The 26,299-nt window shown below is 70.7% G+C and carries 20 protein-coding genes; 16 read left to right on the forward strand and 4 right to left on the reverse strand.

The window, feature by feature from the left end; all coding sequences use genetic code 11:
- Window positions 1-172: 172 nt before the first annotated feature.
- From ACIQVT_RS08885 to ACIQVT_RS08900, 4 genes are all read left to right on the forward strand, one after another.
- Entirely contained in the window at window positions 173-589 is a 417-nt protein-coding gene (locus ACIQVT_RS08885) for a hypothetical protein (RefSeq protein WP_403749620.1), read from the forward strand.
- Window positions 590-1,497: 908 nt separating this feature from the next.
- Complete coding sequence (locus ACIQVT_RS08890) at window positions 1,498-2,595, forward strand: hypothetical protein (protein WP_403749622.1); 1,098 nt, start codon at window positions 1,498-1,500, stop codon at window positions 2,593-2,595.
- Window positions 2,596-2,872: 277 nt separating this feature from the next.
- Window positions 2,873-3,490, forward strand: a complete 618-nt coding sequence (locus ACIQVT_RS08895) for a hypothetical protein (RefSeq protein WP_403749624.1) — start codon at window positions 2,873-2,875, stop codon at window positions 3,488-3,490.
- A gap of 457 nt (window positions 3,491-3,947) precedes the next feature.
- Complete coding sequence (locus tag ACIQVT_RS08900; protein WP_403749626.1) at window positions 3,948-5,027, forward strand: type ISP restriction/modification enzyme; 1,080 nt, start codon at window positions 3,948-3,950, stop codon at window positions 5,025-5,027.
- A 281-nt stretch (window positions 5,028-5,308) separates the two neighbouring features.
- Here ACIQVT_RS08900 and ACIQVT_RS08905 read toward each other — a convergent pair whose 3' ends face one another.
- Together ACIQVT_RS08905 and ACIQVT_RS08910 are read right to left on the reverse strand one after the other, a co-directional pair.
- Entirely contained in the window at window positions 5,309-5,962 is a 654-nt protein-coding gene (locus ACIQVT_RS08905; RefSeq protein WP_403749629.1) for an MBL fold metallo-hydrolase, read from the reverse strand.
- A 43-nt stretch (window positions 5,963-6,005) separates the two neighbouring features.
- On the reverse strand, window positions 6,006-6,692 hold the full coding sequence (locus ACIQVT_RS08910; RefSeq protein WP_403749631.1) for a maleylpyruvate isomerase family mycothiol-dependent enzyme: 687 nt from the start codon (window positions 6,690-6,692) through the stop codon (window positions 6,006-6,008).
- A 222-nt stretch (window positions 6,693-6,914) separates the two neighbouring features.
- Here ACIQVT_RS08910 and uvrA point away from each other — a divergent pair, with 222 nt between their 5' ends.
- Window positions 6,915-9,941, forward strand: a complete 3,027-nt coding sequence (uvrA, locus tag ACIQVT_RS08915) for an excinuclease ABC subunit UvrA (RefSeq protein WP_403749635.1) — start codon at window positions 6,915-6,917, stop codon at window positions 9,939-9,941.
- Window positions 9,942-10,135: 194 nt separating this feature from the next.
- Here the strand turns inward: uvrA and ACIQVT_RS08920 are convergent, their stop codons facing one another.
- Complete coding sequence (locus tag ACIQVT_RS08920) at window positions 10,136-11,056, reverse strand: carbohydrate kinase (protein WP_403749637.1); 921 nt, start codon at window positions 11,054-11,056, stop codon at window positions 10,136-10,138.
- A 217-nt stretch (window positions 11,057-11,273) separates the two neighbouring features.
- On the opposite strand from ACIQVT_RS08920, the gene ACIQVT_RS08925 reads away from it, so the two are divergent.
- Entirely contained in the window at window positions 11,274-11,702 is a 429-nt protein-coding gene (locus tag ACIQVT_RS08925) for a Rieske 2Fe-2S domain-containing protein (RefSeq protein ID WP_403749640.1), read from the forward strand.
- Window positions 11,703-11,934: 232 nt separating this feature from the next.
- On the opposite strand, the gene ACIQVT_RS08930 is transcribed toward ACIQVT_RS08925, so the two are convergent.
- Complete coding sequence (locus tag ACIQVT_RS08930) at window positions 11,935-12,882, reverse strand: hypothetical protein (protein ID WP_403749642.1); 948 nt, start codon at window positions 12,880-12,882, stop codon at window positions 11,935-11,937.
- A gap of 434 nt (window positions 12,883-13,316) precedes the next feature.
- Between ACIQVT_RS08930 and uvrC the strand changes: the two genes are divergently transcribed.
- The 10 genes from uvrC (at window position 13,317) to ACIQVT_RS08980 (ending at window position 25,969) form a co-directional block, all read left to right on the forward strand.
- Window positions 13,317-15,443 carry an excinuclease ABC subunit UvrC gene (gene uvrC / locus ACIQVT_RS08935; protein WP_403749644.1) on the forward strand — a complete coding sequence of 709 codons (2,127 nt, stop codon included), beginning with the start codon at window positions 13,317-13,319 and terminating at the stop codon, window positions 15,441-15,443.
- On the forward strand, window positions 15,440-16,456 hold the full coding sequence (gene rapZ / locus ACIQVT_RS08940) for an RNase adapter RapZ (RefSeq protein ID WP_403749646.1): 1,017 nt from the start codon (window positions 15,440-15,442) through the stop codon (window positions 16,454-16,456). The genes uvrC and rapZ overlap by 4 nt, the downstream gene beginning before the upstream one ends.
- Entirely contained in the window at window positions 16,453-17,520 is a 1,068-nt protein-coding gene (gene yvcK / locus ACIQVT_RS08945) for a uridine diphosphate-N-acetylglucosamine-binding protein YvcK (RefSeq protein ID WP_403749649.1), read from the forward strand. Before rapZ ends, yvcK begins: the two co-directional genes overlap by 4 nt.
- On the forward strand, window positions 17,511-18,500 hold the full coding sequence (whiA, locus tag ACIQVT_RS08950; RefSeq protein WP_403749652.1) for a DNA-binding protein WhiA: 990 nt from the start codon (window positions 17,511-17,513) through the stop codon (window positions 18,498-18,500). The genes yvcK and whiA overlap by 10 nt, the downstream gene beginning before the upstream one ends.
- 169 nt (window positions 18,501-18,669) lie before the next feature.
- Window positions 18,670-21,624, forward strand: coding sequence for a M14 family zinc carboxypeptidase (locus ACIQVT_RS08955; RefSeq protein WP_403749656.1), 2,955 nt, complete (start codon window positions 18,670-18,672; stop codon window positions 21,622-21,624).
- Between the two features lie 298 nt (window positions 21,625-21,922).
- Window positions 21,923-22,930, forward strand: coding sequence for a type I glyceraldehyde-3-phosphate dehydrogenase (gene gap / locus ACIQVT_RS08960; RefSeq protein WP_121789356.1), 1,008 nt, complete (start codon window positions 21,923-21,925; stop codon window positions 22,928-22,930).
- A gap of 134 nt (window positions 22,931-23,064) precedes the next feature.
- Window positions 23,065-24,276 carry a phosphoglycerate kinase gene (locus ACIQVT_RS08965; protein ID WP_403749660.1) on the forward strand — a complete coding sequence of 404 codons (1,212 nt, stop codon included), beginning with the start codon at window positions 23,065-23,067 and terminating at the stop codon, window positions 24,274-24,276.
- Window positions 24,277-24,279: 3 nt separating this feature from the next.
- On the forward strand, window positions 24,280-25,056 hold the full coding sequence (tpiA, locus tag ACIQVT_RS08970; protein ID WP_403749663.1) for a triose-phosphate isomerase: 777 nt from the start codon (window positions 24,280-24,282) through the stop codon (window positions 25,054-25,056).
- Between the two features lie 130 nt (window positions 25,057-25,186).
- Window positions 25,187-25,423 carry a preprotein translocase subunit SecG gene (gene secG / locus ACIQVT_RS08975; protein ID WP_403749665.1) on the forward strand — a complete coding sequence of 79 codons (237 nt, stop codon included), beginning with the start codon at window positions 25,187-25,189 and terminating at the stop codon, window positions 25,421-25,423.
- 210 nt (window positions 25,424-25,633) lie between these two features.
- On the forward strand, window positions 25,634-25,969 hold the full coding sequence (locus ACIQVT_RS08980; protein WP_010352468.1) for an RNA polymerase-binding protein RbpA: 336 nt from the start codon (window positions 25,634-25,636) through the stop codon (window positions 25,967-25,969).
- The last annotated feature ends 330 nt before the right edge of the window (window positions 25,970-26,299 follow it).

The raw sequence follows: 26,299 nt of genomic DNA on the forward strand, positions 1-26,299 counted from the left end.
CGGGGCCCCCGGGGGGCGCGGCGGGCCCCGGGTTCCCACCAGAGCACGGTTGAGCGCCTGTGGGCGCGGCGGGGCGACTGCCCGCGGGGGGCCCGGGGGGGGGGGCCCCCGGGGGCCCGGGGGCCCACGCCGTCGTTCCGGCCGAGGTCGGAGGGTTGCTCAGTCGTCGTGGTTGCCGTGCTGGTCGAACTCGACCGGCCTCCCGTACCGGCACATCGGCCGGGCGTTCCGCGTCTCGCCGTCGACCACATGGCGCTGGGCGCAGCGCGGCACGGAACTGTGGCACCGGGGCGGCGACCCGGAGGCCCTGGCGGCCGCTCTCGCCGCGCTCCGGCCCCTGGACGAGCTCAAGGACCGTGCAGCCGTTCCACGGCCTCCACAGCGTCCGGCGGCGGCCCCGCTGCCCGAGGACCCCGACGAGGCGTTCGCCGTGTGGGCACAAGCCCGGTTCGGCGTCGACCCGGAGGACCTGGCGGAGCTGCTGGAGACCGGGATGGACTGCACGGGGCTGGAGGACGCGATGGCCCTCGACGCCGACCAGCTCGCCGCGCTCCTGGACGACCTCCCCGACGAGGAACCCGCCACCTGACCCGCCGCGCCAGAACACCCGCCGCGGCATGCGGCCGGGGACGCGTGCACCATGCAACCGGGCCCCATAAGGAACGTGGCCCCGAACGCGCGGAAACGTGGCCTCGGGGTGCAGGCGCCTCGCCCGGCCTGTACGTGAACTGGTTGACGTACAGCGGCCGCCGATGACGTACGCGATCGTCCCGGCCGGGACCGCGCGGGCGGAACTGGGCCCACTTCGCACTATCTCGCTGAGGCTTCCTGTGGTCCTGGCCCCGAGCACGCCTCAAGGGGTGGGTGAGGCGGGAAGTGCCCGCTCGATCGGAGATCCGGCCTCGGGGATCAATGGAGCCGTGGCTATCGGTAAGAATGATCATGGTTCGACTGACGCGAGGGCGCTGACGCGGCTCTCGTACTCGCGGCGGGCCTTGCGTTGGGTCGGAACCGCCGGGACACCCTGGCCACCGTGGAGCGGCTCGCGGCGGTCGAGGAGTTGGCGGTGTACCTCCGGCGTGGTGCTGACCCGCAGGGTGCAGCCCTGGCCGCGCCGTGGGGTTACGCCTTGGTCGAGCAGGGCTCGGGGGGCTCCAGTTCGGTGCTGGGGAAGGCAGCCGGCGGCCTATCCCGCCCTTCGCGGCGTGCGGCGGGGGTGTGCTCGGCGACATGCCGGGCGACCCCGTTAGCTGTACGAGAACGCACGGCGTTGGGAGAGCAGGGCTGGGGCCGGGACAAGCGTGTCTGCGTGCCGCCATGACGAGCGCCGGGACAGCAACCGGCGCACGCTCGGGGGCTTACTGGCGCAGGATCACGTTGGCGGTGGTCGATCTTCCGGAACATCGTCCTCCGCAGGCCTAGATTCGCTCCGATGACGCTCCCGCTTCCTGGGGGCGTTCCGCCCGAGAAGAGGAGTTGGTCGTGTCGGGAGCTTCCATGACTGCTGAGGAACACATGGAACGTCTGAGTGCCGTCTTGTCCGGCACCCGGACACAGAGTCGCGCCGACCACCGGATGCGGATGCACCGCCCCGGCAACATCCTGTTCGGAGTCCTGCTGCACGCTGCGGCCCGCCTCGACCAGGGGCTGCCCCTGACCGACCTGGAACAGCGCCTGATCACCCAGGCGGGCAAATACATGCCCGCACAGGAACTGCCCAGCTTCGGCCGGATCTACCGCGACGCCTGCGCTCGCGGATCGATCGCCGTCCTCCCGCAGGCGATTACGAACGTGCCGGTGGAGACAGGTTTCAGCAGCGCCGACCTGACCGCCGCTCTGCCCGCGTTGACGCGGGAGATCAACGCCCAGCCCAATGTCCGCGTCGTCGACGTCAGCAAGCTCGCCGAGGGGGAGCCGGTCGACAGCGAGGAGTACATCGCGGCCATGGCCCGATACGGCCGCGGTATCACCGTCCTCGACGCCCCGCAGCAGGAGTCGAACCTTAAGGGCCTGCTGGACGTGCACATGCGGATGGACAGGTTCTACTGCGTAAGGGAGTCATCGGGGGAAATCGGCGCGGACGAGATCTACTGGGGGGTGAGCGCGGGCAGCGACACCACCGCCAAGAAGTCGTTCAGAACCAGGGTGTACGACTCCGTCCACACCGACGAAATTCACAAATTCGACTACGTCTACCGCCAACAGACGTATGTGTTCAGCGGTACGGTCGACAAGCACCTGTCGGCCGAGTTCCAGTGCTGGGACGAAGACAGCAGCCCCGGCGATTTCCTCGACAAGCTGCGCACCGCCCTGTCCGACTTCGCCGAGCACGCCGTGGACACGTCCATCGAGATGACCAAGTACAACGGCAACCAGGCGAAAAAGGCTGCCGCTTGGGCCACCTTGCTCGGTATCGGCGCCGGCCTGCTGAGCGCCCTCCTCGGGCTGTTCGAGAACCCGGACGATCTGGTGCACGAGCGGTCCATCGGCTTCTCCCGCGAGTACCTGCTCAATCTCCAGCAGGTGGAAGAGAACTTCTGGCACTTCGACGGAGGCGATGGGGGCTATCACAAGCTCACCCTGAAGACCACCTAGCCCGGCTGATCCACCCGGCAGTCGGACCAGTCTGTCCTGGCCCGCAGTCGGCGAGCTTGGGCGGCCCTTGGTGGCCGAGCCGACGACCGTTTGAAGGGCTCCGTCGATCATCCGCCGGAGTCCTCGCCGATACGGGCCCATCACTGGGCAGGCACGAGCGGACGGTATCCAGCCCCGACACCCGCCCGGTGGTCTTTCCGCGAACCCGAGCGAAGCCCCGTCCATTGCTAGCCGATCATGATCGATCTCATCGCCAACCGCTGCACTAAGCCACTAGATGATTACTGGGAGTGAAATGGGTCACGGGTTTCCGACCGCCAAGTTCTTCCGCATCGTCAACGAGCAGACCGGGGTGTGCCTGTTCGCCGCGTCCGGAGGTAGAACCTACGTCGATGAAAGTAACCTTGCAGGGGGAGTCTCCTACAGTCACACCAACGACCAACACCTGGCCGTCGGCCCCGTCAAGGGCACGAGAGGTGAGGTCTGGTTCTTCGACGACAGGAACAGGCGCTCGTTCGATGAAGCCTGGTGTCTGGTCAACGCCAACAAAGACATCCGCACTGCGTACACCCTCCACGCCGGGCCCCGGGACGAAAGCACCATCACGTACGGCCATGACGATCTGGGCCTGATCGGCTGGGGCCAGAAGGGTCAGACCCAATGGGAGGCCGGCGACGGGAGGATCTGGCCGGAGCCACGTAGGGACAAGTTCATCACCGTGCTCCGGGACGGCCACAAGCACCGGGTCGGCCTGGCAGACCGCGCTGACGACAACCAGGTCTGGACCTTTCAAGAAGTAGAGCTTCCAGGCGAATCCGTCCCCACCGAGAGGCTGGGAATCTACAGTCAGTCCCCTCCCGGCACCGACCTGAGCAAGTGGCGGACGCGTATGTAGCGGCTTGACGCGGCCGGCGGCCCAGATCCGGACCAGCGGTTGCTGTGCATCCTGCTTGACGACGACCAGGGCGTCGGCGGTGTACGAGATGCCCTCTCGCGCCGCGTACTCGCGGGTGGCACGCTTGGCGTGCTTGTCGTCGGTCATGACCGGTCGCTCTCCCGGCGGCGGACCCCACGCATCGGCCGCCGTGGCGTCGGTGGACCACGACAGGAAACTACAGGGCGGAGCTGACATCGCGTGAGGCTGAACCCCTTGTCCTCATCACCGTCCCGGCATGGGCGGGTCCGGCTCGGATTCGGGCCGACGCGTGGCGGCCGCTCCCACCGTAGCGAGAGGGACCGCCGTAGGTGCTCATGTCCCCGGATGTCCCCGGATGTTCCCGTGTGTGCCCGCGTGTCCCCGTCTGGCTCTTGACAATGTTCCTTCTCTAGAGCCAGAACTGAGGGAAAACCACATGGGCCGAACCTTACGGCAGTTGCCCGTCATCACGGCGGCCGCTGACGTCGTCGACGCGGAGCTGGTGGACGACGAGACGGCTGGCGCCTCCGTGGTCGTCCACGCGGACCGGGACCGCCATCTCTCCCCGGAGACCGTCGCCGCGATCCGGGCGAGCGTCGCCGACTCCACCCGCCGCGCGTACGGCACGGACCGCAACGCGTTCGCCGCCTGGTGCCTCCAGGAGGGCCGCACGGCCGTCCCCGCGTCCGCCGAGACGATGGCGGAGTGGGCGCGGCACCTGACCGTCACGGCCCGGCCCCGCACAAACCGCCCGGCCGGGCCGTCGACCATCGAGTGCGCCATGTCCGCAGTGACGTCCTGGCACGAGGAGCAGGGACGGCCGAAGTCGAACATGCGCGGCGCCCGGCCGTCCTCAACGCGTACAAGGATCGGCTTGCCCTGGAGAAGGCTGAGGCCGCGCAGGCGCGGCAGGCGACCGCGGCTCTCCCGCCGCGGATCCGCACCATGCTCGCCGGGGGTCGAGCGGTCCACCCTCGCCGGGAAGCGGAGCGCCGCCCTGGTGCTGCTCGGGTTCGCCACGGCGGCCCGCGTCTCCGAGGAAGAACGCCAGACCATCGTCATGGGCGACGGCGAGTTCGGGGCGGTCACCCGCCAGGTGTGGGACTACAAGGTCGGCGGCCACAACATCATCAAGTCGTGGTTCGATTACCGGAAGAAGGAGCCCGGCGGGCGCCGCAGCTCGCCGCTCGACGACGTCAACGCCACGACGTGGGATTCGGACTGGACAGGCGAGTTCCTTGACCTGCTCTCCGTCCTGACCCGCCTGACCGGCCTCGAACCCGAGCAGGCCGAGATTTTGGAGTCCATCCTCACCGGCGGCATCGCCACGCTGGACGACCTCGCCGCTGAGGGGGGCCGCTGGCCGCAGTGCAAGGCAGACAGGAAGCCCCGTTTCTCACTGGACTCTGCGCCCGTCGGCGCGAGTGACACCTTGCATAAGAGACTGGTACGAAAAGCGGGATCTGCCCGGAGGTACATCGTCAAGGGCGCCGAACTACTACCACGACGAGAATGACGACCCCATCGACTACCGGCTGGACGGATCTTCTGCCGAGTACTGGGACCCATCCGGGGGCCAGGGCCTCACCGGGGATGATCCGCTCGAGTGTGCTGGCTGCGGGCACACGAACCCAGAGAGCCTCGACGAGCGTCGCCTCTGCCCATATTGCAGGCCTAGCAGTTCAGCCGGAGACCGCAAGGTTCGGCCCAGGAACCGCAGGCGTCAGCGTTGACCGTGGCTCTGCGATCCCGGGGGTGGATGAGGACCTGCGGCCGGGTGGCTGGCGGGCACATGGATCACCAGCCTCGTGCGCGCCACTCCGCGAGGTGGGGCCGCTCCGTGCCGATGGTGGTGTCGTTGCCGTGGCCGGGGTAGATCCACGTCTCGTCGGGCAGGACGTCGAAGAGCTTGGTCTCCAGGCCGCCCATCAGGGAGTTGAACTCTTCCGGACGTGTTGTCCTACCAGGACCGCCCGGGAAGAGGCAGTCGCCGGTGAAGACGTGCGGATGACCGTGCGGGTCGTCGTAGACCAGCGCGATGGAACCGGGGGTGTGTCCGACCAGGTGGCGCGCGGTGAGCTCCACCCGGCCCACCCTGATGACGTCGCCGTCGTCGACGAGGACGTCGGTGGGCACCGGGATGCCGGGCGCGTCGTCACGGCCCGCGTAGGTCCGCGCGCCCGTGCCGGCGACGACCTCGGCGAGCGCCTGCCAGTGGTCGCCGTGCCGGTGAGTGGTGACGACGGACGCGATGCCGTCGTCACCGATCATGCCCAGGAGTGTTCCCGCCTCGTCGGCGGCGTCGATCAGAAGCTGCTCGTCGGTGGCCCGGCAGCGCAGCAGGTAGGCGTTGTTGTCCATCGGGCCGACCGCGATCTTGGTGATCATCAGGTCTTTCAGCTCGTGGACGTCCGCCGGTCCGCCGACCTTGACCTCTCCGGAGTACGTCATGGTGGCAGCCTATAGCGGGGAGTCCCGGCGGACGGCCGTCTTCCTACAGCGGGGGCAGCTCCGGCAGCGAGCCGCCCCGCACCTCCAGCGCAGCCCCGTCACGGCGTCCGGCGAGCCAGCCCAGCAGGTCGGCCGGCCGTCCGGTGACCGTGACCTCGGACACGTCCGTCGTGCGGCCGGTGCTCCACGCACGCGTGCCGTCCGTGAGCCGGGTCGCGGGGATGTCGGGGTGGCCGGCGAACCGCTCGGTGAGGAAGGCGGTCTCCCGTTCCAGGAACTCCGCCGGGACGTGCTCCAGCTCGTACCCGATCCCGAGATCGACGTGGTGCAGCTCCACCTCCGCCCACCGCCGGAACGGGATGCGGGCCGCCGTGTCGGTGACCCCGTTGCGCAGCTCCACGGTGCGCGTCCAGTCCGCGGGCGCGTCCCCGGCCGCCCGGAAGCGGGCCGCGCTGTCCCGGACGTCGGCGAGCTGGGCCGCCACGGGGCGCGGGGCGTCGCGCTCGATGTCGGCGTCGCGCTGCTCGGCGCCGGCGTACATGGGGCGCCCTTCCAGGACGTTCACGAGGGCGTCGGCGTTGCGGGCGAGGTGGGCGAGCACATGCCCGCGGCTCCAGCCGGGAAGCCGTGACGGCAGGGCGAGTGACGCGTTGTCCAGTTCGGTGACCGCGGTCAGGAGTCGATCGGTCGCGTCACGTACACAGGCCAGGTCATGAGCGTGATCAGTCATGGTGCTGACCCTAGTCGCGCCACCCCTTCGGGTGAAGGTGAGGGACGTCGCCCGCAAATCGAAAGCACGTGCTATATCGTCGATGGTGGCGTCGGGCATGCTGGAGGGTCGGGGGTTGTTATGCAACCGGGCAATCCGACCGGCGTTGTCAGTGGCTCCCCCTAGTGTGAAGAAGCTCGGGGGCCCCGCCCCTGTCACTTCTCTAGAAAGGTGCGGACCGGCGTGGCCGACCGTCTCATCGTCCGTGGCGCGCGCGAGCACAACCTGAAAAACGTGTCGCTCGACCTGCCTCGTGACTCGCTCATCGTCTTCACGGGCCTGTCCGGGTCGGGCAAGTCCTCCCTGGCCTTCGACACCATCTTCGCCGAGGGCCAGCGCCGTTACGTGGAGTCGCTCTCCTCGTACGCACGGCAGTTCCTCGGGCAGATGGACAAGCCCGACGTCGACTTCATCGAGGGCCTCTCCCCGGCGGTCTCCATCGACCAGAAGTCGACGTCCCGCAACCCCCGCTCGACGGTCGGCACGATCACCGAGGTCTACGACTACCTGCGGCTGCTCTTCGCGCGCATCGGCAAGCCGCACTGTCCCGAGTGCGGCCGCCCGATCTCGCGCCAGTCGCCGCAGGCGATCGTGGACAGGGTCCTGGAGCTCCCCGAGGGGAGTCGCTTCCAGGTGCTGTCCCCGCTGGTCCGCGAGCGCAAGGGTGAGTTCGTCGACCTCTTCGCCGACCTCCAGACCAAGGGCTACTCCCGCGCGCGCGTCGACGGCCGGACCGTCCAGCTCTCCGAGCCGCCGACCCTGAAGAAGCAGGAGAAGCACACCATCGAGGTGGTCGTGGACCGCCTCACGGTGAAGGACTCCGCCAAGCGCCGCCTCACCGACTCCGTGGAGACCGCCCTCGGCCTGTCCGGCGGCATGGTCGTGCTCGACTTCGTCGACCTCCCCGAGGACGACCCCGAGCGCGAGCGCATGTACTCGGAGCACCTCTACTGCCCCTACGACGACCTCTCCTTCGAGGAGCTGGAGCCCCGCTCCTTCTCCTTCAACTCGCCCTTCGGCGCCTGCCCCGAGTGCAGCGGCATCGGCACGCGCATGGAGGTCGACCCCGAGCTGATCGTCCCGGACCCCGACAAGTCCCTGGACGAGGGTGCCATCCACCCCTGGTCGCACGGGCACACCAAGGACTACTTCAGCCGCCTGATCGGCGCCCTCGCGGACGCTCTCGGCTTCCGCACGGACATCCCCTTCGCCGGTCTGCCGCAGCGCGCCAAGAAGGCGCTGCTCCAGGGCCACAGGACGCAGATCGAGGTGCGCTACCGCAACCGGTACGGCCGCGAGCGCGTCTACACGACCCCCTTCGAGGGGGCGGTGCCGTTCGTGAAGCGCCGGCACAGCGAGGCCGAGAGCGACGCCAGCCGCGAGCGCTTCGAGGGCTACATGCGCGAGGTGCCCTGCCCCACCTGCGAGGGCACGCGCCTGAAGCCGATCGTCCTCGCGGTCACGATCATGGGCAGGTCGATCGCCGAGATCTCCGCGATGTCGATCAGCGACTGCGCCGACTTCCTGGGCGAACTGAAGCTCAGCGCCCGGGACAAGAAGATCGCCGAGCGGGTCCTGAAGGAGGTCAACGAGCGGCTGCGCTTCCTGGTCGACGTCGGCCTGGACTACCTCTCGCTCAACCGCGCCGCGGGCACCCTCTCCGGCGGCGAGGCGCAGCGCATCCGCCTGGCCACCCAGATCGGCTCCGGTCTCGTCGGTGTCCTCTACGTCCTGGACGAGCCCTCCATCGGCCTGCACCAGCGGGACAACCACCGGCTGATCGAGACCCTCGTCCGGCTGCGGGACATGGGCAACACGCTCATCGTCGTCGAGCACGACGAGGACACCATCAAGGTCGCCGACTGGATCGTGGACATCGGCCCCGGCGCCGGCGAGCACGGCGGCAAGGTCGTGCACAGCGGTTCCGTCAAGGAACTGCTCGCCAATACCGAGTCGCAGACCGGCGCGTACCTCTCGGGCCGCAAGTCGATCCCGCTCCCGGACGTACGCCGCCCGCTCGACCCGTCCCGGCAGCTGACGGTGCACGGTGCCCGTGAGAACAACCTGCGGGACATCGACGTCTCCTTCCCGCTCGGAGTGTTCACGGCCGTCACCGGTGTCTCCGGATCCGGTAAGTCGACACTGGTCAACGACATCCTCTACACGCACCTGGCCCGTGAGCTGAACGGCGCCCGTACCGTCCCCGGACGGCACACGCGCGTGGCGGGCGACGACCTGGTCGACAAGGTCGTGCACGTCGACCAGTCGCCGATCGGCCGCACCCCGCGGTCCAACCCGGCGACGTACACCGGTGTCTTCGACCACGTCCGCAAGCTGTTCGCCGAGACCACCGAGGCGAAGGTCCGTGGCTACCTGCCGGGACGCTTCTCCTTCAACGTCAAGGGCGGCCGCTGCGAGAACTGCTCGGGCGACGGCACCATCAAGATCGAGATGAACTTCCTGCCGGACGTCTACGTCCCGTGCGAGGTCTGCCACGGCGCCCGGTACAACCGGGAGACCCTGGAGGTCCACTACAAGGGCAAGTCCATCGCCGAGGTGCTGAACATGCCGATCGAGGAGGCCATGCACTTCTTCGAGGCGGTCCCGTCGATCTCCCGGCACCTGAGGACGCTGAACGACGTCGGTCTCGGCTACGTCCGCCTCGGTCAGTCCGCCACCACCCTCTCCGGCGGTGAGGCGCAGCGCGTCAAGCTCGCCAGCGAACTCCAGAAGCGGTCCACCGGACGCACGGTCTACGTCCTGGACGAGCCGACCACCGGTCTGCACTTCGAGGACATCAGCAAGCTCCTCACGGTGCTCGGCGGGCTCGTCGACAAGGGCAACACGGTCATCGTCATCGAGCACAACCTCGACGTGATCAAGACCGCCGACTGGGTCGTGGACATGGGCCCGGAGGGCGGCGCCGGCGGTGGCCTGGTCGTCGCGGAAGGCACGCCGGAGGAGGTGGCCGGTGTCTCGACCAGCCACACCGGCAAGTTCCTGCGCGAGATCCTCGGCGCCGACCGCGTCAGCGACGCGGAACCGGTCAAGGCCCCGCGGGCGACCACGGCGCGGAAGACGGCCGCCGCCAAGTCGCCGGCGAAGAAGACGGTCACGGCGAAGGCCGACGGTGCCCCGGCCAAGGGGGCTGCCACGGCAACGAAGAAGGCGACGGCCGCCAAGAAGGCCACGAGGGCCCGCAAAGCCTGAGCCGGAGGGCCCGGGGGCGCTCAGACGCCCTCGGACTTCTTCTGACACATCATCAAAAAGACGGCGCCTCTCGGGAACTCCTCGAGGGGCGCCGCTCGTTTCCCCCATGACCAGCCCGGATCCGCGGTCAGGCAGTCCGCCGCACACCGCAGGGCCGGCCGCACCTTGTCAACAGCACAGGGAGAACAGCCCGCTCACAGCGCGGTCCGCCCGCCCAGCTCGGCCGCGTACGGCGGTTCGGCCCCCGCACGCGAGCAGGTGACCGCCGCCGCCCGGGCCGCGAAGCGCAGCAGCCGCGTCCAGCCGTCCGTCCCGAGGGCGGCCAGAGCTTCCGGCGTCAGCGCGTCCAGCACCGACAGTCCGTGCAGCAGGGCCGCGTTCACCGTGTCACCGGCGCCGATGGTGTCCACGACGTCGGTCTTCGCCCCGGGCACGGAGTGCTCCCCGCCGTCCCGGGTGAACACGGTCAGTCCGTCGCCGCCCCGGGTGACCACCACGGCCGACGGTCCAGCGGCCAGCCATGCGCGCGGGGTGCCGCCGAGCCACGCGGCATCCTCCGAGGACAGCTTCAGCAGCGTCACCGAGGGCAGCCAGCTCTCGAAACGCGTCCGGTAGGCGTCCGCGTCCGGGATCAGCCCCGCCCGGATATTGGGGTCCAGAGCGGTGAACAGCCCCCGTCCCGCGGCGGCACGCATCAGGTCCTCGTAGGCGCTCGCACCCGGCTCCAGGGCGAGCGAACAGGTACCGAAGGACACCGCGCGCGTACCCGCGGGGAGAGTCACCGGGCCGGAGAAGAGACGGTCGGCGGTGCCGTCCACGTAGAAGGAGTAGGCGGCCGAGCCGGCGGTGTCGACCGTGGCCACCGCGAGGGTCGTCGGTTCCGGCCCCCGCTGGACGCCGGACACGTCGACTCCGGCGCGCCGCAGCCCGTCCAGCAGGGCCTCCCCGAAGGCGTCGTACGACACCCGGGAGCAGAAGGCGGCATGGGCGCCGAGCCGCCCGAGGGCCACGGCGGTGTTGTAGGGGCCGCCGCCGAGCGCCGGTCTCAGCACCGCCAGGGCACCAGGGCCCTGGGGCACGAGGTCGATCAGTGCCTCACCGGCAACGACGATCATGAGGCGGTTCCCTCCACAGGTGTCCCGGCCCGAACAGTGCCCTCGGGCCGTCCACCGAGCCGTCCCGGCCGCGCCGCGGCCGGCCGAACCGGGACGCTATCTCACCGACACACCCCGCGTAAACGCCTACCTGGAGCGCCCGCCGCCCCTCCGTCCGGGCGTGCCGCACCCCCCGGTATCGTCGCCCGTGCTCATTTCCTGACCTGTGGAGAACCAGATGCCCGCCCGCTCCTCGGCCAGCCGCCGTACCGTCCTTCGAGGGGCCGCCGCCGCCCCGGTCGCCGGGCTCGGCCTGGCCGCGTGCTCGACGCCGGACGGGGACGGGCCGGCCGGGGCCGCCCCCACCGCGCCGGTCGACCTCGGCGCCGCCAACGAGGTCGCCAAGGGCGCCGCCCAGCTGTACCAGGACCACAACGTGGTGGTCAGCCGTGACCGGAACGGCACACTCAAGGCGTACAGCACGATCTGCACGCACGCCGGGTGCCCCATCAACAAGCTGCGGGGGACGACCTTGGTCTGCCCCTGCCACGGCAGCGAGTTCGACGCCCTGACGGGCAAGGTCGTGCAGGCACCGGCCACCGAGTCCCTGACCGAACTGACGGTGAGGACCACCGACGGCAGGATCGTCGCCGGCCCGGCGAGCTGACGGAAGCCCTCCCGGAGCCGCCTTCTGAGACGGGCTGTCCCGAGCGGACCCCGACGCCTGGCCCGAGCCGCTAGACCGGCCGGCCGAAGGCGCCCGGAGCCCGTCACCTTGTCACAGAGCTGCCGAGCCCCGGTCACGACGCTGCCGAGCACCGGCCCCCGGCGCACAGCGCCGCCGAGCAGCCGTCCCCGACGCCACCGCCTCCGGCGCCGCCACACCCGGCGGTCTGCCGTCACTCCCAGTCCCAGGCGATTCCCACGATGCCCGGCCGGACGCGTGGTTCGACCACGTGGGCACAGTGGTGGGGACCGGTCACGGCGAGATCCTGCCGGCCGCTGCGCGGAGCCGCCGGCGAGGGCTGGGCGAAGCGGTGGCAGCGCACCGGCAGGGCGGCCGGGTCGAAGCGGACCTGGAGCGCGTACTGGCCGCCGGGGGAGCCGAACCGCTGGAGATGCTCGCGGGAGGTGCCGGCCGTGCCGTCCTCGACGGCGTACCGGAAGAGAAAGGTGTCCCCGGCACGCAGCCGGGTGCCGAACAGCAGCTCGGCCACCAGTACGCCGGTGTCCTGGTCCCAGCGCAGGCGTCCGGTGCGGCAGTTCTCCAGGGCCCGCACGGTCATCCGGCGCGGATCACAGCCCCGGTCGCCGTGGTGGACGGCGACGAAGCGGTCGATACCGTCGTGGTGGGCCCGCACGATGTGGTGGGCCTCACGGCCGGCCAACTCGCGCCGGGCGCCGATCCGGACGCACTCGTGGTGCCCGAGGCTGTGCAGTCCGCCGCCCACCGGCCGGCCCAGGTCGGCCGTGAGGCGGTCCAGGACGTCCGAGGCCTCGACCAGGGAACGATAGGTGCGGCCCCCCGGACGGCAGGCCACGGGGCGCTCGTCGGCCTCGGCGAGCAGCCGGATCAGTGACTCGTCCGGCAGCTGGAGTATCTCCTCCAGTGCCCGTACGGCGCGCAGCGACTCGGGGCGCTGTGGGCGGCGGGCGCCCTGCTGCCAGTAGCTCAGACTGGTCACACCCACCTTGACCCCGTGGCGCGACAGATGGTGCTGCACGCGCTGGAGCGGCAGCCCGCGGGCGGCGATCGCGGCGCGCAGCGCCACATGGAAGGGGCCGCCACGCAGGGCCGTGTCCAGTTCCGCGGTGGGGAGGTCCGCGTGCTCCGAGGCATGCCGCATGCCGAAGGGCCTTTCTGTGAGGTGTCACACCGGCTGGTCAGACCGTCGTGCGAGTCCGCGGGGCCACCCCCGTGGGCGCCGCGGACGCCCGTGGCCGGGCGCGCCGCGCCCGTGTGCGTGCGTGCACGGCCCCGGTTCCCCCGCATTGAAGCGTGTTGACCAGAACCCGACAACACCTGGCGTCCGGCCGTCGCGGACGACCGGCCGGACGACGCCGTCCCGCGGGCGGGGCGCGGTGGGGGACGGGCGTGGTGCCCGGGCACGGTGCGACGGGGGCCAGGCCTGCTGCCCGGGCGCGGCGCGGAGGGCGGGTGAGCGGGGGCGCGGGCCTCGGTGCGGAGGGCGCCGCCGAGCCTCTTCAGGACCACCACGCCGGGGTGGGCGTCGTCCACAGGCGCGACGCGGTGTCGGTGCTCGCCAGTAGGGTGTGAGACATGGCCGATCCCTCCAGCTACCGCCCCAGGCCGGGTGACGTCCCGGACTCCCCGGGGGTGTACAGGTTCCGTGACGAGCACCGCCGGGTGATCTACGTCGGAAAGGCGAAGAGCCTGCGCCAGCGCCTGGCGAACTACTTCCAGGACCTGGCGAACCTGCACCCGCGCACCCGGTCGATGGTGACCACCGCCGCGTCCGTGGAGTGGACCGTGGTGTCGACGGAGGTGGAGGCGCTTCAGCTGGAGTACTCCTGGATCAAGGAGTACGACCCCCGGTTCAACGTCAAGTACCGCGACGACAAGAGCTACCCGTACCTCGCGGTGACGATGAACGAGAAGTTCCCGCGGGTCCAGGTGATGCGCGGCCACAAGAAGAAGGGCGTCCGGTATTTCGGGCCGTACGCGCACGCGTGGGCGATCCGGGACACCGTCGACCTGCTCCTGCGGGTCTTCCCGGTGCGCACCTGCTCGGCCGGTGTCTTCAAGAACGCCACCCGTACCGGCCGCCCGTGCCTGCTCGGCTACATCGACAAGTGCTCCGCCCCCTGCGTGGGCCGCGTCACCCCCGAGGATCACTGGGACCTGGCCGACGAGTTCTGCGATTTCATGACCGGCCGCACCGGCACCTACCTCCGCCGCCTGGAGAACCGGATGGCCGAGGCGGCCGAGGAGATGGAGTACGAACGCGCGGCCCGCCTGCGCGACGACATCGGGGCCCTGAGAAAGGCCATGGAGAAGAACGCGGTCGTCCTCGCCGACGCGACCGATGCCGACCTCATCGCCGTCGCCGAGGACGAGCTGGAGGCGGCCGTCCAGATCTTCCACGTACGCGGCGGCCGGGTCCGCGGCCAGCGCGGCTGGGTGACCGACAAGGTCGAGGAGGTCACCACCGGCGCCCTCGTCGAGCACGCCCTCCAGCAGCTGTACGGGGAGGAGACCGGGGACGCGGTGCCCAAGGAGGTGCTGGTCCCGGCCCTGCCCGAGCCGGTCGGCCCGGTGCAGGAGTGGCTGGCCGCCCGCCGCGGGTCGAACGTCTCGCTGCGCATCCCGCAGCGCGGCGACAAGAAGGCGCTCATGGAGACCGTGCAGCGCAACGCGCAGCAGTCCCTGGCCCTGCACAAGACGAGACGCGCCTCCGACCTCACGACCCGCTCCCGCGCGCTGGAGGAGATCGCGGAGGCCCTCGACCTGGACAGCGCCCCGTTGCGGATCGAGTGCTACGACATCTCGCACCTCCAGGGCGACGACGTGGTGGCCTCCATGGTCGTCTTCGAGGACGGCCTCCAGCGCAAGAACGAGTACCGCCGCTTCCAGATCAAGGGCTTCGCCGGCCAGGACGACGTCCGCTCGATGCACGAGGTGATCACCCGGCGCTTCCGGCGCTACCTCGCGGAGAAGGAGCGCACCGGGGAGTGGGCCGACGGCGACGGCACGACGGAGGCCGGCACCGACGGCGCCGGCACCGCGATCCCCCTGCCCGCCGACGAGACCGGGCTCACCGGTCAGGTCATGGTCACCGACTCCCTCAAGGACGACGACGGGCGTCCCAGGAAGTTCGCGTACCCGCCGCAGCTGGTCGTCGTCGACGGCGGTCAGCCGCAGGTCGCGGCGGCGCGGCGCGCCCTGGACGAGCTGGGCATCGACGACATCGCGGTCTGCGGTCTCGCCAAGCGCCTGGAGGAGGTCTGGGTGCCCGGCGAGGACGACCCGGTGGTCCTGCCCCGCACCAGTGAGGGGCTCTACCTGCTCCAGCGGGTCCGTGACGAGGCGCACCGGTTCGCGATCACCTACCAGCGGACCAAGCGCGCCAAGCGCTTCCGGGCCGGCCCGCTGGACGACGTGCCCGGTCTGGGCGAGACCCGCAAGCAGGCGCTCATCAAGTACTTCGGTTCGGTGAAGAAGCTGCGGTCCGCCACCATCGAGCAGATCCAGGAAGTGCCCGGCATAGGCAGGAAGACGGCCGAGACCATCGCCGTGACCCTCGCCCAGGCGGCCCCGGCCGCACCCGCCGTGAACACGGCGACCGGAGAGATCATTGAGGAAGAGGAACCCGACACTACGGGGGGTTCCTCGGGGGAGCCCGTGACCACGGGCCCCCCGGACGGACGACGGGGGCAGGAGACATGACCGACCACGACGCACAGCCCACAGCGCGGCGAGAACAGACGCACGCGGACCCGGGCGACGATGCCGTCCGGCAGGACGCCGGCCAGGGAGCGGGCGAGGACAACGGAGCACAGGTGAGTACGGGCAGCGAGACAGCCGGCGCCCCCGAGGTGGCCATCCCCGAGCTGGTGATCATCTCCGGCATGTCCGGAGCGGGCAGGTCCACGGCCGCGAAGTGCCTGGAGGACCTCGGCTGGTTCGTGGTGGACAACCTCCCGCCCGCGCTGATCCCCACCATGGTGGAGCTGGGCGCCCGGTCGCAGGGCAACGTGGCGCGGATCGCGGTCGTCGTGGACGTCCGCGGCCGGCGCTTCTTCGACAACCTGCGTGAGTCCCTCGCCGATCTGGACACCCGGGGTGTCACCCGCAGGATCGTCTTCCTGGAGTCGTCCGAGGAGGCGCTCGTGCGCCGCTTCGAGTCGGTGCGCCGGCCGCACCCCCTCCAGGGCGACGGCCGCATCGTGGACGGCATCGCGGCCGAACGGGAGCTGCTGCGCGAGCTGCGCGGCGACGCCGACCTGGTGATCGACACCTCCAGCCTGAACGTGCACGAGCTGCGCGCCAAGATGGACGCCCAGTTCGCCGGGGAGGAGGAGCCCGAGCTGCGGGCGACCGTGATGTCCTTCGGCTTCAAGTACGGCCTGCCGGTCGACGCCGACCTCGTCGCGGACATGCGGTTCCTGCCCAACCCGCACTGGGTCCCTGAGCTGCGCCCGTACACCGGCGTCAACGAGGAGGTGGCCGCCTACGTCTTCAACCAGCCCGGCGCGAAGGAGTTCCTCGACCGGTACGCGGAGCTGCTGCGGCTCATCGCGGCCGGCTACCGCCGCGAGGGCAAGCGGTACGTGACCATCGCCATCGGCTGTACCGGCGGCAAGCACCGCTCGGTCGCGATGTCGGAGAAGCTCGCCGCGCGGCTCGCGGCCGAGGGCGTGGAGACGGTGGTCGTACACCGGGACATGGGACGGGAATGACGGAACGTACACCGCGGCTGGGCAGGCTGCGCCGGATGGTGCCCGAGGCCCGCGCCGGCCGCCCGGCCGAGGCCCGCGGGGCCCGGCCCCGGCGGCGCGGTGCCCAGCCCAAGGTGGTCGCACTCGGCGGCGGCATGGGACTGTCCGCCTCGCTCGCCGCGCTGCGCCGGATCACCGGCGACCTCACCGCCGTCGTCACCGTGGCCGACGACGGCGGCTCCAGCGGCCGGCTCCGCGACGAGCTGGGCGTGCTGCCCCCCGGCGACCTGCGCAAGGCGCTGGCCGCGCTGTGCGGGGACGACGACTGGGGCCAGACCTGGTCGCGGGTCATCCAGCACCGCTTCCACTCCCGGGGCGACCTGCACGACCACGCGGTCGGCAACCTGCTGATCGTCGCCCTGTGGGAGCAGCTCGGCGACCACGTGCAGGCCCTGGACCTGGTCGGCAGGCTGCTCGGGGCACACGGGCGCGTGCTGCCCATGTCGGCGGTGCCGCTGGAGCTCCAGGCGCTGGTCAAGGGGCACGACCCGGAGCGCCCGGACGACGTGGACACGGTCCGCGGGCAGGCGACCGTGGCCCTCACCCCCGGCGAGGTGCAGTCGGTGCACCTGGTGCCGCACGACCCGCCGGCCGTGCCGGAGGCCGTCGCGGCGGTCCTGGACGCGGACTGGGTCGTCCTCGGCCCCGGCTCCTGGTTCTCGTCGGTGATTCCGCACCTGCTCGTCCCCGAGTTGCTGGACGCCCTCACCCAGACCAAGGCCCGCCGCGTGCTCTCCTTGAACCTCGTGCCGCAGCCGGGAGAAACCGAGGGCTTCTCACCGCAGCGTCATTTGGAGGTTTTGGGGCGACACGCCCCTAAACTCGCCCTGGACGTGGTGCTGGCCGACGAGGCCGCCGTGCCCGACCGTGACTCGCTCACCGAGGCCGCCAAGCGGCTGGGAGCCGCGGTCGAGCTGGCGCCCGTGGCCCGGACCGACGGAACGCCCCGGCACGATCCGGAGCTGTTGGCCGCCGCGTACGACCGTATTTTTCGGATGCATGGAAGGATCGGCCCATGGCGATGACGGCAGCGGTGAAGGACGAGATCTCCCGGCTCCCCGTCACCCGGACCTGCTGCAGGAAGGCAGAGGTCTCCGCCGTTCTGCGGTTCGCCGGCGGCCTCCATCTGGTGAGCGGGCGCATCGTGATCGAGGCGGAGCTGGACACGGCGATGGCGGCGCGCCGGCTCAAGCGGGACATCCTGGAGATCTTCGGCCACAGTTCCGAGCTGATCGTGATGGCGCCCGGCGGGCTGCGGCGCGGCTCGCGGTACGTGGTGCGGGTGGTCGCGGGCGGTGACCAGCTGGCCCGGCAGACGGGACTCGTGGACGGCCGGGGCCGCCCGATCCGCGGCCTGCCCCCGCAGGTGGTGTCCGGGGCCACCTGCGACGCGGAGGCGGCCTGGCGCGGAGCCTTCCTGGCGCACGGCTCGCTGACCGAGCCCGGCCGCTCCTCCTCCCTGGAGGTGACCTGCCCGGGCCCGGAGGCCGCGCTCGCGCTGGTCGGCGCGGCCCGCAGACTGTCGATCGCCGCGAAGGCCCGTGAGGTGCGCGGCGTGGACCGGGTGGTCGTCCGGGACGGTGACGCGATCGGCGCCCTGTTGACCCGCCTCGGCGCGCACGAGTCCGTGCTGGCCTGGGAGGAGCGCCGGATGCGCCGGGAGGTGCGGGCGACCGCCAACCGGCTCGCCAACTTCGACGACGCCAACCTGCGCCGTTCGGCCCGCGCCGCCGTGGCCGCCGGGGCCCGGGTGCAGCGGGCGCTGGAGATCCTCGGCGAGGAGGTCCCCGAGCACCTCGCCGCCGCCGGACGGCTGCGCATGGAGCACAAGCAGGCCTCCCTGGAGGAGCTGGGCGCGCTCGCCGATCCGCCGCTGACGAAGGACGCGGTCGCGGGCCGGATCCGCCGCCTGCTGGCGATGGCCGACAAGCGCGCCTCCGACCTCGGCATCCCGAGCACGGAGGCCAACCTCAGCGAGGAACTGGCGGACAACCTCGTCGGCTGACTCTCCGTCAGAAGGGCGGTGCCGGGGCCCGGTCGGGTCTCGGCACCGGGTGTACCGGGGCCGTGGCCGGCACCGCGGGCGTGTCCGTGAAGCGCTCTTGACTCGATCAAGGAGTGACATGAGCCTGGCAGCTGTTCGCCGCTGTGGCGGACCACCGCTTGGGGGGTTCATGAGACACAGAGCGAGATCGATCCTCGCTGTCGGCGCGCTCCTGATCGGCGGAGCGAGCCTCGCGCCCGTCGCCCGGGCGCAGGGCGGACATCCGGCGCCACCCCGGCCGGACGAGGTCAGGGTCTTCCGCGCCGACGTCACCCGGCAGCAGGTGCCCCTGCTGCTCGAAGCGGGCCAGGACGGCCGCGAACTCGGCGAACAGGTGGCCGCGAAGGGCCGCACCGAGGTCGAGGTCTACCTCACCGGCAGGCAGGCGGCACGGCTGCGGGAACAGGGCGTCGACCTCACCGAGCGCACCTTGTCCGCCCGGGCCCGGGCCCGCGTGGCGGACGCCGGGCAGGGCGTGTTCCGCCCCTACAGCGGCAGCGGCGGACTCCGGGAGGAGCTTCTGCGCACCGCCCGGGACCGTCCCGGCCTGACGAAGGTCGAGTCCATCGGCCGGACCGTCGACGGTCAGGACATCCTGGCGCTCAAGCTGACCAGGCATGCCAGGACGTCGCGGGACGGCTCCAAGCCGTCCGTGCTGTACATGTCCAACCAGCACGCGCGCGAGTGGATCACACCGGAGATGACCCGGCGTCTGATGCACTACTACCTGGACCACTACACGACCGACCGGCGGATCCGGAGGATCGTCGACTCCACCGAGCTGTGGTTCGTCCTGTCGGCCAACCCGGACGGCTACGACTACACCTTCCGGGGCGACGGCACCCGCCTGTGGCGCAAGAACCTGCGGGACGTCAACGGCGACGGCGTCATCAACACGGGTGACGGTGTCGACCTCAACCGCAACTTCCCCTACAAGTGGGGCTACGACGACGAGGGTTCGTCGCCCGACCCGACCAGCCAGACCTACCGCGGCGCGAGCCCCGGGTCCGAGCCCGAGACCCGGGCGCTGGACGCCTTCGAGAAGCGCGTCGGCTTCAGGTACGCCATCAACTACCACTCCGCCGCCGAACTCCTCCTCTACGGCGTCGGCTGGCAGGTGGCCACCCCCACGCCCGACGACGTCCTCTACCGGGCGCTGGCCGGCACCCCCGACAACCAGGCCGTCCCCGGCTACCGTTCGCAGCTCTCCTCGGAGCTGTACACCACCAACGGCGAGGCGGACGGCCACGCGTCGAACGTCAACGGGATGGCGATGTTCACCCCGGAGATGTCGACCTGCCAGACCGCGTCGGACCTCGATCCGAACGACGCCTGGAAGGCCCAGGACTGCCGGTCGGTGTTCAACTTCCCGGACGACGAGAAGCTGATCCGCCAGGAGTTCGAGAAGAACGTGCCGTTCGCGCTCTCCGTCGCCGAGACCGCCGCGCACCCCGACCAGCCGGTCTCCTCGGTCGGCCTGAGCGCCGCCGACTTCACCCCGGCCGCGTTCTCCACGTCGTACTCCCGGGGCGCGGACCAAGAGGTCTCGGCCGTCGTCCGCAAGGCGATCCGGGACAAGGAGCTGAAGTACCGCGTCAACGGCGGCCGCACGCTCGACCAGGCGCTGCGCCGCTGGAAGGGCGGACAGACCTACGGCGGCGAGGACGACCTGTACTTCGACGAGTACCGGGCGCGGGTGCGGGACGGCGAGCCGGGCGACCGGGTCGAGGTGTGGTTCACCGGCGAGACCAGGAGCGGCAGGAAGGTCTCCAGCTCCCACTTCACCTACACCGTCGCCGACCGCCCGAAGGCGGACACCCTCGTCGTCGCCGAGGAGGGGGCGCCCGCCGCGCGGGCCCGGACATACGTGGACGCGCTCAGGAAGGCCGGTCACCGGGCGGTCGTGTGGGACGTGGCCACCCAGGGCGCTCCGGACGCGCTCGGCGTGCTGCGGCACTTCAGGACGGTCGTGCACTACTCGGGGGCGAAGGGCCCGGCCAACCCCACCCAGCTCCAGCTGCGCGCCTACCTCAACGAGGGCGGCCGGCTGATCGAGGCCGGCGAGCGGGCGGGCGGCAGCGTCGACCTCGGCGGCGGGAACCTGTCGGACGACTTCAGCCAGTACTACCTGGGGGCGTACAGCCGCACGCCGGCCAAGGGGGTCACCGGCTTCACCGGCTCCGGCGCGCTCGACGGCGTCACCGGCGCCCTCGCTGACGCGCCCGGCGAGCCGCTGGACGGGGCGGGCGCCTACGGGGTCACCTCCGACGAGCTGCCGGTCTCCGCCTACCCCCAGTTCCGCAGCGCGGGCGCGGGGACGTTCCCGGGGACGGTCGATCCGTACGGGCCGTACACGGGAGCCGCCATGGCCGCCGCGGTGCACACCGACGACGCCTACAAGCGTCTCACCCGCACCATCGACCTCACCGGTGTGAGCGCCGCCGACAAGCCCGCCCTGAGCATGCGGCTGCTGTGGGACACCGAGCCCGGCTACGACAACGCGGTGGTCGAGGCGCACACCACGGGCGCCGCCGACTGGACGACGCTGCCGGAGGCGGGCGGGGCGACGGGCACGGCCGTGCCGACCGAGTGCGGGGACGGCTCGCTGATCGGTGAGCACCCGTGGCTGAAGCACTACCTGACGGTCACCGGCGCCACCTGCGCGCCGACCGGCACCACCGGTTCCTGGCACAGCCTCACCGGCAGCTCCGGCGGCTGGCGCCAGGTGAGCTTCGACCTGAGCGCCTACGCCGGCAGGTCGGTCGAGGTGTCGGTCGGCTACATCACCGACCCCGGCAGCGGCGGACACGGTGTCCTGGCCGACGACGCCTCGGTCGTGGTGGGCGGCACGGCGAGGGAGACGGAGGGCTTCGAGTCGTCCCTGGGGGCCTGGCGGGTCTCCGGCCCGCCGGCGGGCAGCCCGGCGGTGCGCAAGGACTGGGCGCGCACCGGAGAGCTGTTCCGGACGTACGGAGCGGTCGCCACGGACGACACCGTGCTGCTCGGATTCGGCCTCGAACACCTCACGTCCGCGGCCGACCGGGCGGCTCTGTTGAGGAAGGCGTTCGACTCACTCGACACGTGAGCGGGCCCCCCTCTCAGGGGTGCGTGGACGGGGTGCTGATCAAGTGAGCCGACCCCCTCACGAACGAGTGAAATCGGCGTCGAAAGTACCCGGCAATTCGTAACACATACGGATGAATCCCATGCCGATCCGAGGCGGTCCGTACCCCTACTGACCAGTACGGACCGCCTGCCCGTGTATGCGTCATCTCGATGTCACCACGGGGCCCGCGGAGAGGTAGGGTCGGTGGTGGTCGGGGACATCCCAAACAGAGCTCGCCGGCACCGCATGGCCGGCGTACCAACGAGGAGATCGGTTCGTGACGATCCGCGTAGGCATCAACGGCTTCGGCCGTATCGGGCGTAACTACTTCCGCGCACTGCTGGAGCAGGGCGCGGACATCGAGGTCGTGGCAGTCAACGACCTGGGTGACACCGCGACCACCGCCCACCTGCTCAAGTACGACACGATCCTGGGCCGCCTCAAGCAGGAGGTCTCCCACACCGCCGACACGATCACGGTCGACGGTCACACCATCAAGGTGCTCTCCGAGCGCAACCCCTCGGACATCCCGTGGGGCGAGCTGGGCGTCGACATCGTCATCGAGTCGACCGGCATCTTCACCAAGAAGGACGACGCCGCCAAGCACATCGCCGGCGGCGCCAAGAAGGTCCTCATCTCGGCTCCGGCCAAGGACGAGGACATCACGATCGTGATGGGCGTCAACCAGGACAAGTACGACGCGGCGAACCACCACGTCATCTCCAACGCCTCCTGCACCACCAACTGTGTGGCGCCGATGGCCAAGGTCCTCGACGAGAACTTCGGCATCGTCCGGGGCCTGATGACGACGGTGCACGCGTACACGAACGACCAGCGGATCCTCGACTTCCCGCACAAGGACCTGCGCCGCGCGCGTGCCGCCGCCGAGAACATCATCCCCACCACCACCGGTGCCGCCAAGGCCACCGCCCTGGTGCTGCCGCAGCTCAAGGGCAAGCTGGACGGCATGGCCATGCGCGTCCCGGTCCCGACCGGCTCGGTCACCGACCTCGTCGTGGAACTCAGCCGCGAGGTCACCAAGGAAGAGGTCAACGCCGCCTTCCAGAAGGCCGCCGAGGGCGAGCTGAAGGGCCTCATCGACTACACCGAGGACCCGATCGTCTCCTCGGACATCGTCAACGCCCCGGCGTCCTGCACCTTCGACTCCTCCCTGACCATGGTCCAGGAGGGCAACAGCGTGAAGGTCATCGGCTGGTACGACAACGAGTGGGGCTACTCCAACCGCCTCGTGGACCTCACGGTCTTCGTCGGCAACCAGCTCTGATCGCTGGAGCAGGACCCCGTCGTGGGCGCAGGGCCCGGGCAGCGCACCGCCGCGCTGCCCGGGCCCTGTCCCGCGTGCTGACCACGTCCTCTTACGATCAGGTGCACCACGAGCCCTCCTCAGGAGTCCACTCAATGAAGACGATCGACGAACTTCTCGCCGACGGCGTGCGCGGCAAGCGGGTCTTCGTCCGCGCCGACCTCAACGTGCCGCTCGCCGACGGGACGATCACCGACGACGGCCGCATCCGCGCCGTCCTGCCCACCGTCGAGGCCCTCGCCGGAGCGGGTGCCCAGGTGGTCGTCGCCTCCCACCTGGGCCGGCCCAAGGGCGCCCCGGACCCCGCCTTCTCCCTCGCGCCGGCCGCCTCCCGCCTGGGTGAACTCCTCGGCTCCGACGTGGCCTTCGCGACCGACACGGTCGGCCCGTCGGCCCAGGAGACGGTCGCGGCGCTCACCGACGGCCGGGTCGCCGTCCTGGAGAACCTGCGCTTCAACGCCGGCGAGACCGCCAAGGACGACACCGAGCGCGGCGCCTTCGCCGACCGGCTCGCCGCCCTCGCGGACGTCTACGTCGGTGACGGCTTCGGCGCCGTGCACCGCAAGCACGCCTCGGTCTACGACCTCCCGGCCCGCCTGCCGCACTACGCCGGCCACCTCATCGCCACCGAGGTCGGCGTGCTGAAGAAGCTCACCGACGACGTCAAGCGCCCTTACGTCGTCGCGCTCGGCGGCGCCAAGGTCTCCGACAAGCTGGCCGTCATCGACCAGCTCCTCGGCAGGGCCGACCGCATCCTCGTCGGCGGCGGCATGGCCTACACCTTCCTCAAGGCCCAGGGCCACGAGGTCGGCATCTCCCTGCTCCAGGAGGACCAGGTCCCGGTCGTGCGCGAGTACATGCGCCGCGCCGAGGAGCAGGGCGTGGAGCTGGTGCTCCCCGTCGACGTCGTGGTCGCCCGGGAATTCCCGGACCTGAAGACCAAGGCGCCCACCGAGCACACCGTGGTCGACGCGGACGCGATCCCCGCCGATCAGGAGGGCCTGGACATCGGCCCGCGGACCCGGGAGCTGTACGCCTCGAAGCTCGCCGACGCCGAGACCGTGTTCTGGAACGGTCCGATGGGCGTCTTCGAGCACCCCGACTACGCCGCGGGCACCGAAGCGGTCGCCCAGGCCCTCGTCGGCGCCGGCGGTTTCACCGTCGTCGGCGGCGGTGACTCCGCCGCGGCCGTGCGTACGCTCGGCTTCGACGAGAACGCATTCGGCCACATCTCGACCGGTGGCGGCGCCTCCCTCGAATACCTCGAGGGCAAGACGCTCCCCGGCCTCGCCGCACTGGAGGACTGACCCTTGACCACCCGCACGCCGATCATGGCGGGCAACTGGAAGATGAACCTCAACCACCTCGAGGCCATCGCGCACGTCCAGAAGCTCGCCTTCGCCCTGGCCGACAAGGACTACGAGGCCGTCGAGGTCGCCGTCCTGCCGCCCTTCACCGACCTGCGCTCCGTGCAGACCCTGGTGGACGGCGACAAGCTCCGGATCAAGTACGGCGCCCAGGACATCTCGCAGCACGACTCCGGCGCCTACACCGGCGAGATCTCCGGCCCGATGCTGGCCAAGCTCAAGTGCACCTTCGTGGCGATCGGCCACTCCGAGCGCCGCCAGTACCACAACGAGACCGACGAGCTGGTCAACGCCAAGGTGAAGGCCGCCTACAAGCACGGCCTGACCCCGATCCTGTGCGTCGGCGAGGAGCTGGACGTCCGCGAGGCCGGCGACCACGTCACGCACACCCTCGCCCAGGTCGACGGCGGCCTGAAGGACCTCTCGGCCGAGCAGGCCGAGACCGTCGTGATCGCCTACGAGCCCGTCTGGGCCATCGGCACCGGCAAGGTCTGCGGCGCCGAGGACGCCCAGGAGGTCTGCGCCGCCATCCGCGCCAGGCTCGCCGAGCTGTACTCGCAGGACGTGGCCGACAAGATCCGCATCCAGTACGGCGGGTCGGTGAAGTCGGGCAACGTCGCGGAGATCATGGCCCAGCCCGACATCGACGGTGCCCTGGTCGGCGGTGCCTCGCTGGACGCCGACGAGTTCGTCAGGATCGTGCGGTTCCGCGATCAGTGACGCGGCCATGAGTAGGCGGTAGCGGCGATACGTCGTACCCTTGCGGGGCCGAAACTGTCACGGGAGCCGCCGGCCCCCGTGGGAGATTCGGCCCCGTCGTCCATCGGAATCCGAGGAAGTTGGTCCAGCCGTGGTTTTGGGGTTCTCGATCGCCCTGATCGTCTTCAGCCTGCTGCTGATGCTGCTGGTGCTGATGCACAAGGGGAAGGGCGGCGGCCTCTCCGACATGTTCGGCGGCGGCATGCAGTCCTCCGTCGGCGGCTCCTCGGTCGCCGAGCGCAACCTCGACCGGATCACCATCGTGATCGCCGTGCTCTGGTTCGCGTGCATCATCGTCCTCGGCATGCTGATGAAGTCGAACAGCTGACGCGAACAGCGCATCCCGCCCGTTGTGCACGTAAAGCCCCATGTTCGGTACGCGACCCTGAGCGCGGCCTATCATGGGGCTTGCGTCTTGATGTGGGGGCCGGTAACTCCAATCACTGGACGCGCGTTGGGCCTTACGTAGACTGAGGCGCTCGCGGCGAAGCGAAACGCCGACTCGCTTCGCGGCACCATCACGCAGGGAGTTACGACCGTGGCAAGTGGCAACGCGATCCGAGGAAGCCGGGTCGGGGCGGGGCCGATGGGCGAGGCCGAGCGCGGCGAGTCCGCGCCGCGTCTGCGCATCTCCTTCTGGTGCTCCAACGGGCATGAGACGCAGCCGAGCTTCGCCAGCGACGCGCAGGTTCCCGACACCTGGGACTGCCCACGCTGCGGCTTTCCGGCCGGCCAGGACCGGGACAACCCGCCGGCCCCGCCGCGCACCGAGCCGTACAAGACGCATCTCGCGTACGTACGGGAGCGGCGCAGCGACGCGGACGGCGAAGCGATCCTCGCCGAGGCGCTGGCCAAGCTGCGCGGCGAGATCTAGGGCCTCTCGTTCGGATCATGCCGGGCCGATCCGGACGGAAGACCCCGGAGACACCGACCGGCCGGGTTCCCGAGGGTGCCTGGTCCGAGGCGTGTGCGGCGCGCCGTACCGACCTCCCGTCACCGTGCCGCCCGTGTCCCCTGCTGATCAACTAGGTTGGGACGGCTGGGACAGGCACGACGCAAGACGGAGGTCGGATATGGACGCGGACGGCCGTACGAGGCTCGACCGGATGCCCGAGTGGGCGGCGCTGGCCGATCATCATGCTCGTGGGCGGTTGCGTCTGCGGGAGTTGTTCGAGGCCGATCCCGGTCGTGCGGAGCGGTACAC

This window comes from Streptomyces sp. NPDC100445 (assembly GCF_044759735.1).
In the GTDB taxonomy this organism is placed as follows: Bacteria; Actinomycetota; Actinomycetes; order Streptomycetales; family Streptomycetaceae; genus Streptomyces.